Source organism: Aquibacillus rhizosphaerae, from assembly GCF_030282825.1.
GTDB lineage: Bacteria > Bacillota > Bacilli > Bacillales > Amphibacillaceae > Aquibacillus_C > Aquibacillus_C rhizosphaerae.
In genome coordinates this window covers 37672-47467 of record NZ_JASTZU010000011.1, presented here as the reverse complement: position 1 = coordinate 47467, position 9796 = coordinate 37672, and the positions used below count along the sequence as shown (strand labels likewise).

General features: G+C 36.6%; 9 protein-coding genes. 3 read left to right on the top strand and 6 right to left on the bottom strand.

The annotated features are described in order from the left end of the window. Positions 1–446: 446 nt before the first annotated feature. Complete coding sequence (locus QQS35_RS01750; protein ID WP_285930042.1) at positions 447–1238, top strand: GNAT family N-acetyltransferase; 792 nt, start codon at positions 447–449, stop codon at positions 1236–1238. Positions 1239–1267: 29 nt separating this feature from the next. Here the strand turns inward: QQS35_RS01750 and QQS35_RS01745 are convergent, their stop codons facing one another. Both QQS35_RS01745 and cls read right to left on the bottom strand, forming a co-directional pair. Next, positions 1268–1447 (bottom strand): XapX domain-containing protein, encoded by a 180-nt coding sequence (locus QQS35_RS01745; protein WP_285930041.1) that lies wholly within the window; start codon positions 1445–1447, stop codon positions 1268–1270. 11 nt (positions 1448–1458) lie between these two features. Continuing rightward, complete coding sequence (cls, locus tag QQS35_RS01740; protein WP_285930039.1) at positions 1459–2661, bottom strand: cardiolipin synthase; 1203 nt, start codon at positions 2659–2661, stop codon at positions 1459–1461. A gap of 157 nt (positions 2662–2818) precedes the next feature. Between cls and QQS35_RS01735 the strand changes: the two genes are divergently transcribed. Continuing rightward, positions 2819–4957: a heterodisulfide reductase-related iron-sulfur binding cluster gene (locus tag QQS35_RS01735; RefSeq protein ID WP_285930037.1), complete on the top strand. Its 2139-nt coding sequence runs from the start codon at positions 2819–2821 to the stop codon at positions 4955–4957. A 513-nt stretch (positions 4958–5470) separates the two neighbouring features. Here QQS35_RS01735 and QQS35_RS01730 read toward each other — a convergent pair. Continuing rightward, complete coding sequence (locus QQS35_RS01730; RefSeq protein ID WP_285930036.1) at positions 5471–5668, bottom strand: Lar family restriction alleviation protein; 198 nt, start codon at positions 5666–5668, stop codon at positions 5471–5473. 593 nt (positions 5669–6261) lie between these two features. Between QQS35_RS01730 and QQS35_RS01725 the strand changes: the two genes are divergently transcribed. Next, complete coding sequence (locus tag QQS35_RS01725; RefSeq protein ID WP_285930034.1) at positions 6262–6849, top strand: AAA family ATPase; 588 nt, start codon at positions 6262–6264, stop codon at positions 6847–6849. Positions 6850–6946: 97 nt separating this feature from the next. Here QQS35_RS01725 and QQS35_RS01720 read toward each other — a convergent pair whose 3' ends face one another. From QQS35_RS01720 to QQS35_RS01710, 3 genes are read right to left on the bottom strand one after another with little or no spacing between them, the layout of a single operon-like run. Continuing rightward, complete coding sequence (locus QQS35_RS01720; RefSeq protein WP_285930033.1) at positions 6947–7867, bottom strand: ABC transporter permease; 921 nt, start codon at positions 7865–7867, stop codon at positions 6947–6949. Between the two features lie 11 nt (positions 7868–7878). After that, a complete protein-coding gene (locus tag QQS35_RS01715) occupies positions 7879–8640 on the bottom strand; it encodes an ABC transporter ATP-binding protein (RefSeq protein ID WP_285930031.1) in 762 nt (253 codons plus the stop codon). Positions 8641–8652: 12 nt separating this feature from the next. Continuing rightward, positions 8653–9738, bottom strand: a complete 1086-nt coding sequence (locus tag QQS35_RS01710; RefSeq protein ID WP_285930030.1) for an ABC transporter substrate-binding protein — start codon at positions 9736–9738, stop codon at positions 8653–8655. Positions 9739–9796 lie beyond the last annotated feature (58 nt).

Sequence of the window (9796 nt, the reverse complement as noted above, 5' to 3'; positions counted from 1 at the left end):
GTCATAAAACAAGGTTGAACGGGCAAATCCAGCCACGGGAAGGACATATCCGCCCAGCGACAGGACGCCTGCCGTGGTGTGAGCATAAACCACGCTTTAAAGTAGATAACCCCGGCATGAGCGGTCATAAAACAAGGTTGAACGGGCAAATCCAGCCACGGGGAGGACATATCCGCCCAGCGACAGGACGCCTGCCGGTGTGAGCATAAACCACGCTTTAAAGTAGATAACCCCGGCATGAGCGGTCATAAAGCATGTTTGAACGGGCATATCCAACGATATGCCCGTTCAGCTCTGAGATATCTACTTTGAAATCTACTAATATGACCTTTCAACATCATTAAATGCCCATTCAATTCAATGATTAAAAATATCTTTACTTTCACTATTTTTAAATGGTAATATATTCTTTAAAAACTATATAGAGAAGTGTGGGGGGGAACGAAGTGATTAGACAGTTAACGGAAGCAGATAATCAGCAGTGTCAGCAACTTATTCAACAAAGGCCAGCCGAAAATTTATTTATTATTGGGGATATTGAGGCGTATGGTTACAAGCAAACTTTTCAAAAAATATGGGGAGATTTTGATAATCAAAATCAATTAAGAGCTGTTCTATTAAAATATGAAAAAAATTATCTGCCTTTTTCACTTGATGAATATAATGCAGCAGGATTTGCAGCTATTATGAATCAGGATGATGATTTTAAGATGCTTTCAGGATTAAAGCAAGTTACTGAAAAGTTAGAACCATTCCTCTCCAGGAAGATCACACAGAAAAAACAACTATATTATGCAAAATGTACAAATACATCTCAGATGGAAGAAATAGAAGCAGATGATATTAAACAGGTTAGTTTCGATGATTTACCAAGGCTAAAAGAATTGTTAACGAGCATACCCGAATTTGATAATATTCAGTTTAATGTAGAAAGCAAAAAAAGAAACATGGAACAGGGTGTAACACGTGCTTACTATATTGAAAGTGATGGCAAGATGGTGTCAACTGCATCTACGACTGCAGAAAATAGTAAGTCGGCGATGATCGTTGCCGTTGCAACAGATGAACAATATAAAAAAAGAGGTTATGCATCAAAATGTGTTACCAAACTCTGTTTGGATGTCTTAAATGAAGGTAAGGAATTGTGTTTGTTTTATGATAATCCAACCGCAGGCAAGATCTATAAACGAATTGGTTTTGAGGATATTGGTTATTGGACGATGTATTACTTTGACTGAGCTTAAACCTTTAAAGAAAAGGTTTAAGCTCAGCTGAAAAAATTTCGTATCATTGGTTCAAGGGCTTGGAAAACTTTAAATCCTAAATACACACCAACTATTCCGACTACCCCTGCAAGTGCGGGGGGAGCTGGGATTGGTAGTTTGAGTAGTGCAAATAAAAATCCTACGATGGTTCCAGTAAGTAAAGCTAGTATTACTTCTCCCACAGTATTTCCTCCTATAACAATGGCTTAATACATGCAGCAATTAAGCCAGATAATTTAGTCGTGATCGGTTGTTTGTTCATCCATTGTTCTGTTAACGAATTACTTGCTTGCATATCTTTAAAAAACGCTTCGCGAATCTCTTTAACAAATTTGGGATTTGTATCGATTACCATATTAATTTCCTTATTTAGCATGACACTGCGGTTGTCAAAATTAGCAGTACCGATATCGCAAAAGGACTCATCAATAATAATAACTTTTGCATGATAAAAACCATTTGTATATAAATAGCCTTTCCCACCTGCTTGAAGCAACTTTCGATAATAGGGAAATGCAGCAGGCTTAACGAAAGGATGATCACCTTTTATCGGAACAAGTAAATTGACTTCTACCCCGCGATTAAGAGCGGCAATAATTGCTTCAAACATCCGTTCACTTGGAATGAAATAGGGCGATCCAATTAAAATTTCTGATTTAGCTTGATTGATCCAAGCAACAAACTTACCTTCCAACTGACCGCTTTCGGTGACGATAAGTTTAAGCGCTTGGTCTTCGTTTGGGACATCTGATTTACGTTCAATAGTAGGTGTAATTACCTGCCCTTTAGCTGAATCCCAGTCGTAATCAAATACTTGCGATAAGCTGTTAACAACATCTCCGGTAACTTTTAGATGATAATCTCTCCACGGACCGAATTTTGTGTCCTTGCCTAGATATTCTTCGCCGACGTTAAATCCTCCAAAATAACCGATTTGTTTATCTATAACTGTAATTTTTCGATGATTACGGCGATTTAGTTTGTAAAAAAAGTAAGGAAACGATGGTTTATCACTATATTGAAATTGAACACCATTCGACTCTAGGCCTTTTATAACATCTCTTTTTAAAGAAAAACTTCCCATGTAATCGACAAGTAAACGCACATTAACTCCTTCATCTACTTTTTGTTTAAGTAAATGATACAATTGTGTACTGATATTGTCATTTCCAACGATAAAAAACATAATGTCAATGGATGTTTTAGCTTTTTCTATCTCCGAAAAATAAGATGAAAATAAATCATTTCCATTCGTAAATAACTCGTAATCTGCATCATTAATACCAAAATCAAAATGAGGAGCTTTATTTTGATACATCCGTTTTCCTAGATGAAAATCGATAACTAACAATACGATAATGACTAGTAATGTTAGGATAATGGTGAGTGGTATCAAATATATTCTCCTTTCAAAGCCTTTCTAAAATTACTATTCCCATTTGCAATGTAATTAATTAAATAAAAAAGAAAAATATTGACTGAATGTTCATTCATAATTTACAGTATACATATAGGGATGGGGGAAACGACTTTTACTACAAGGGGGAGTATAGATGAATGAACTGCTAATTATAAATTGGTTATTGTTTTTGGCTGTAACTGTATATGCAGGATATTTATTCGCAAGGGTGATTCGAACTCGAATTGCTTATATTAAATTAGGGAAAAAAGAAAATTTTGATGGGCAAATTAAACAGCGTTTAACTAACATTATGGTCAATGTATTTGGTCAAAAGAAGTTATTGAAAGATAAAAAGTCTGGTATCATCCATGTGATGATGTTCTATGGCTTTATTATGGTCCAGTTTGGTGCGATAGATTTTATTTATAAAGGACTAGTTCCAGGTGGACATCTACCTTTAGGGATTTTCTATCCAGCATTTACTTTTTTTCAAGAGTTAGTCACTGTGATGATCCTGCTTGCCGTGGTTCTTGCTTTTTACAGGCGCTACGTTGAAAAGCTAGTTCGACTAAAAAGAGGATTTAAAGCAGGCCTTGTGTTGCTATTTATCGGTTCGCTTATGTTATCTGTTTTATTTGGAAATGGGATGGAATTGATCACACACGGGGAGCAGGGTTCTTGGACAGAGCCAATTGCGACATTAATTGCAAACGCTTTCTTTTTTGTGGGTCCATCAGTTGCGGGCATTCTTTTCTTTATTAGTTGGTGGATTCACTTACTTGTGTTACTTAGCTTTCTAGTTTACGTCCCTCAATCAAAGCATGCACATCTAATAGCCGCCCCGGTAAACGTGTTTTTTAGTAAACAAACGAACCCGGGAAAGCTAGAGAAAATCGATTTTGATTTGGACGAAGAAGATGCGGAGCATGCTACATTTGGAGTTGGAAAAATAGAAGACTTTAAGCAACTGCAAATGATTGATTTCTACGCTTGTGTAGAATGTGGACGCTGTACCAATGTTTGTCCAGCAACTGCAACAGGGAAAATTCTATCGCCAATGGACTTAATTATTAAACTTCGAGACCAGTTAACACTCACCGGTGCCGCTGTTACTGGAAAGTCACCATGGGTTCCAACACAAGCATTTGCAAATACTCAAGGTAACCAATTAGCTGGCATGGCTAAAGTAGGCCAGACAGCTACAGATGAAGTAGCTGCAGGTCTGGATGGAGAACATGCTTCTAACCTGATTGGGGATGTCATTACAGAGGAAGAACTGTGGGCGTGTACAACGTGCCGTAATTGCGAAGATCAATGTCCAGTTATGAATGAACATGTTGATAAAATTATCGACTTAAGGCGTTATCTAGTACTTACTCAGGGAAAGATGGATCCAGATGCGCAAAGGGCGATGCTTAATATTGAGCGTCAAGGAAATCCGTGGGGACTTTCAAAGCGTGAACGAGAAAATTGGAGAGATTTAGATTCAACTACTACGATTCCAACGGTCAAAGAATTAAAGAAGCAAGGAGAAAGTTTTGACTATTTATTTTGGGTTAGTTCGATGGGTGCGTATGATAGTCGTAGTCAAAAAATCGCTATAGCATTTGCAAAATTAATGCAAGAGGCAGGAATTAAGTTTGCGATACTCGGTAATAAAGAAGCAAATTCAGGGGACACTGCTCGTCGGTTAGGAAATGAATTTTTATTTCAGGAACTCGCTGAGAAAAATATAAAAGAATTCGAAAAAAATGATGTCAAAAAAATAGTTACCATTGATCCACACGCGTATAATATTTTCAAAAATGAATATCCTGATTTTGGATTTGAAGCAGAAGTGTATCACCATACACAATTATTATATGATTGGATCGAGCAAGGCCTAATTGTTCCAACAAAGGAAATCAAGGAAACGTTAACGTATCACGACTCTTGTTACCTCGGTAGGTACAATGGTGTTTATGATCCACCACGAGAAATACTAAAAGCAATCCCAGGCATTACACTTGTTGAGATGGACCGAAACCGAGAGAATGGCATGTGTTGTGGTGCTGGAGGTGGCTTAATGTGGATGGAAGATAATACTGGTAATCGGATCAATGAAGCACGAACGGAACAGGCAATGAAAGTAAAACCAACAATGATCTCTAGTGCGTGTCCATTTTGTTTAACGATGTTAAGTGATGGTACAAAGGCAAAACAAGTAGAGGATGATATCGGAACAATGGATGTGGCAGAAATATTGGCCCTATCAGTATGTGGGAATAAAATAGAGCAAACAGCCATTTGAGCTATAGTTAGGGGCTTAGTTTTCGAGTGAAGGAAGGGGTGCAAATAGCATAACGGGTTCCGTTAACTATCGCAAAACCCGAAATTATATTAAAAATGTACCTAGATTTGTATAATAAATTGTGCCGTTTTTTGTAGATGTATTTGTAATTAAAATTAAAAAAATCTCAGTTCACTGAACTGAGATTTTTCTTCTATTTACATTCATAAGCTTATTAAACTAAAGCTCCTTTAGCACAAGAAACATAAGGATGTTCAACCAATTCGTTTTGTGCGGTTCATTTTTTGTTATTTACAAGAAGCAATACAACCGCTGAGACAAATCCAATAATGTTAATTAAATAATGAACTTTGGAAATGCCCAAAAGAATTATGCTGGCGAAAATTAGAATATTGTTCTCATTTTTATTTTTAATAGTTTTAAATAAGCGGTAAATTAAAATAGCGCTTATTATAAAATATCCAATTAAAGGAATATGGTATATCGCTTGCAATTCAATCCATTCCAGATCAATTATTTATTAAACTTTTCAGGACTTTTAACATAACTTTCTTTTATGTAACCACAGTCTGCACAAAATACATGCAAAATTTCAGAACCCATATTAAAAATGTTTCTACCCTCTGGAAATATATTTGCTTGATTATGCTGTGTACCTTTTAATGTGTTATTGTTTCCGCATTTTGGACATTCATAATTTTGGTAATCCACTTTTATCTACTCCTTTAATATACATACGAATAAATATCATAAAACTTTTTTTACATTCATAATAGTTTCGGGAATATATGTTAGAGTAAATGTATAAGTTTTAAAAATCTTAATTTGATCCAGATTGCCAATGACCTGTGAAAAATTCATTGATGACGGAGGGGCGGAATGAAACTACCAAATTGTAAGGTGTGTAAACGTCCATTTGGCTGGAAAAAAGTCTATACTTCCCTATGGAATTCTAATAGGAAAGCGTAATGTAATCAGTGCGGAACAATACATAGAATAACGTCACGTTCAAAATGTATATCCTTGCTCGTATTAATACCTATGCTCTCATTAGGTATGGTGTTAAATAATCTATTCGCATTCTCTCCTTTATTTGTTGTGTTGGGACTTTCATCAATACTTTTTCTTGGTCTTCTAATTTCATTATTTTCGCCCTATTTGGCAAATCACGCAGATATTTAAAGTTATCAGGTGCGTTTGACGTGATAATAAGGTAACATAGAGTTAATAAGTAGAGTGCTATTTGTTCGTAAAAGGTAACGTTTGCAAATAAGTGCTCGAATGAAAAAGTAGAGGTGTTTAGATTGCAAAAGTTAGTGTTTTTTGTTGGAGTAGCAGGGACGGGAAAAACAACCGTCGCAGAAAAAATTGCTGTACATAAAGCCTGTGCATTTCTTGATCGTGACACAGTCGGTGGAAGGTTTGTTGAGAAATTTTTGGAAGATAACGGGTTAGATAAGGACGACCGTGATTCTGAGTTTTATAAAGCAAACCTTAGAGATTTAGAGTACGACACGACAAAGGATATTTGTATTGAGAATTTAGCAGCTGGTCAAAATGTATTTATGATTTCACCATTTACTGCTGAATTAAAAAACAAACAATGGATAGAAGATGTACTTCAAGCAAGTAACAAAACAAAAGATGAAGTAGATGTGAAAGTGATTGTCGTTACACTAAGTGATATTGAAACACAGAAAAATAGAATTGAAGAACGTGGAACCATCCGAGATACATGGAAACTAGAAAACTGGAGTTCATATGAAACAAGAGTAGATTTTGTACCTACAATAAATTGGGACATACCAGAGTCGAGTGTTAACATTTTTGATAACTCAGGTGAACTAACAGAAGAAAAAGTAAAAGGGCTTATTCAGTTTATAGAACAATAAATAAAAAAAACAGATGATCATTAGCTGATCATCTGTTTTTTTACAGAACCTAGCTAAGCTTATCGAGCGCTAATACAAGCGCTTGCGACAAAGCTCTTTATTTTCTCCAACGCAACAAATAACGCTCCAATTGTGTGAGAATTGTCATGACGATGGTTACGATCAGACCAATAAATAAGATACCTGCAACAACTCTTGTATAATTTCCAAAGTCGGTTGCTAGTTTTACATAGTAACCGATACCGGCATTGGCGCCAATCATTTCAGCAGCAGTAAGTAAAATGAAACTTAAGATCATCCCAATGGTTAAACCAGTAAATATAGAAGGAAGTGCAGCAGGGAAAATAATCTTTCTAAATAATGTCCAATTGTTTAACCCCAATGTGCGTGCAGAATCAATATACCTTCTGTCTATCCCAGCAACACCATTTAATGCAGCAACAAAGATTGGCCAAAAAGCGCCAATGAAGATAACAAATATGGACGATGCTCTAAATGAAGGTAATATTGCAATAGCGTAAGGGATCAATACGATTGGCGGAATCGGCGCTAAGACGCTTGCGATTGGTCGCATAATTCTATCCAAACGTCCAAACCATGCGCTGATGATACCGAGTGGTATGGCCAAACAAACAGCAAGTAAAAACCCTGATGCAAGTAACCTAATTGAAGCAAGCAAATGTAATACTAAATCAGGTGCATCCTTTTTAAATTGTTGCATTACTTCTCCCGGTGTAGGGTAAATAAAGCTAGTTAAAATTTCAAACCGGTTTGTTGATAATTCCCAAAGGATAAGCAGTACGAATATAATAGAAATTATATCTGAGGTAACTTGCTTGTATATTGGGTGTTTATAAAAAATAAATGAAATAAAAATAAATAGCACGTATATACTAACAAATAAACCAATGATAGAGCCGTTCTCCACCCCATCTTCAACGGAAGGAAGTAAGATAGTTAGAAGAATGGCAAAACCTGTTAAGATGGTAGGTAGTATAAGATGACGTAATGACTTCATGTAGAGCCCTCCTAAACCTTTCCTTCTATCGCTTCTAGCAATTGATTTCGTATCGTTAAATATTCTGTGTCTGCTTCCAAGCTTTGACGATTCCTTGGTCGCTTAAAGGTAATCTCTTTTGCTAATATAGCTTCACCCTCGTGTAAGACAATAACGCGATCCGATAAATAAATAGCTTCTTCGATATTGTGTGTGACTAGTACAATCGTTTTTCGTGATTTTTCTTTTTCCCATAGATCCAATAGAAGTTGTTGCAGGTGCTTTCGTGTAATTTCATCGACTGCAGCAAAGGGCTCATCCATTAAAAAAATGGGCGAATCAAGTGCAAACATTCTAGCTATGGCAACACGCTGTTGCATACCACCAGATACTTTAGATGGATACACATGCTGTGATTTCCCTTTAATCCCAACTTTGTCGAGTAATTCCTTAGCCCTTTCTATTAATGCTTTTTTTGGTAAATCTGCCTTTTGTGCTAGGGCGAAACGAACATTTTCCAAATTAGACATCCACGGAAATAGTGAGTAGTTTTGGAAAACAACTCCCCTGTCAGTGCCAGGTTTTGTAATGATTTCATCATCAACTTTAAAGGCACCAAGGGACGGCTCGATTAAACCAGCCGCCACATTTAATGCTGTAGATTTACCACACCCAGAGGGTCCGATAAAGGATATAATTTCACCTGAGTTTATGGTGAGGTTTAAATTCTTGATTGCTTGGTGTCCATTTGACTCGTATGTGACGCCTACATTTTCATAAACGATTGTGCTCAAGCTAAACTCCTCCTACAAATCTAGGTTCCTGTCTTCATAACGATCAATCAATTGATCGTAATATGGATTATCGGTATCTTGTTCCATGACATTATCTAACGCTTGCTTATATACATCGATATTGATGATGTCAGAAACATCACGACTTTCTTCAAGATAACCAATGTTTACCATTGTGTCCCTAAAAGCAAGAATCGCTTCTTTATCAGGATCAGCAGTCTGAATTAAATAATCACTATATAAGTCTTTTTCGATGATTTCTTCATCGACATCGATATACTTAGCAACGTCTTTTATAACACTGTCCTTATTGTTTTCATCCTGTAAGAATGCTTCTGCTTTAATCATTGCTTCCATAAAACCAACATAAAGGTCTGGATTCTCCTCAAACTTACTTGGATTCGCAATAAGACGTCCACATACGTGTTCAGGGAAGTAATCATCGCTATAGGATACGATTTCTAAACCTTCTTGTTTTGCCTTTTCAACAAACGGCACCCATACAACACCAGCATCAACTTCACCTTGATTAACCGCAGTGATTACATCAGCAGGGCTTTGCATCTCGATGATTTCTAGATCTTCTTCCCAATCTAATCCAGCCTCCGCTAAAGCGCCTCTCCAAACAACATCACCTGTTGCGAGTGATACAGTAGCAACCTTTTTACCAGCAAAATTAGCAGGGTCTTTTAATGCTTCGGCCTGGTCAGCCTTTGCTACAACTCCTGCACCAGTTCCCATTTGTCCACCAAAGAAAATGAATTCAGCACCCTCTTCTTCAAACTTAAGTGGAGCAGCAGTTCCAAATGTACCAACATCTAATTGTCCAGCTGCAACAGCATTAATCCCTTCTCCACTATTGTTAAATGAACTTAACGTAATATCTAATCCAGCTTCTTCAAAAAATCCTTCTTCTTCAGCAATATAATAAAGACTGTGTCCAGTTGTTGGTAAGTAACCGACTTTAACAGGTGTAAGTTCGTCTGTTTCACCTTCACTGTTAGTATCACCAGCATTCTCAGTACCGGTAGCACTTTGACACCCTGTTACGAATAAAATAAAAACTAGTAAACTAAATAATGGCTTTGCAAATCTCATGATTTATGACACTCCTTCTGTAAAATATAAAGATTAGAATAGCTAAATAGTGAACGAA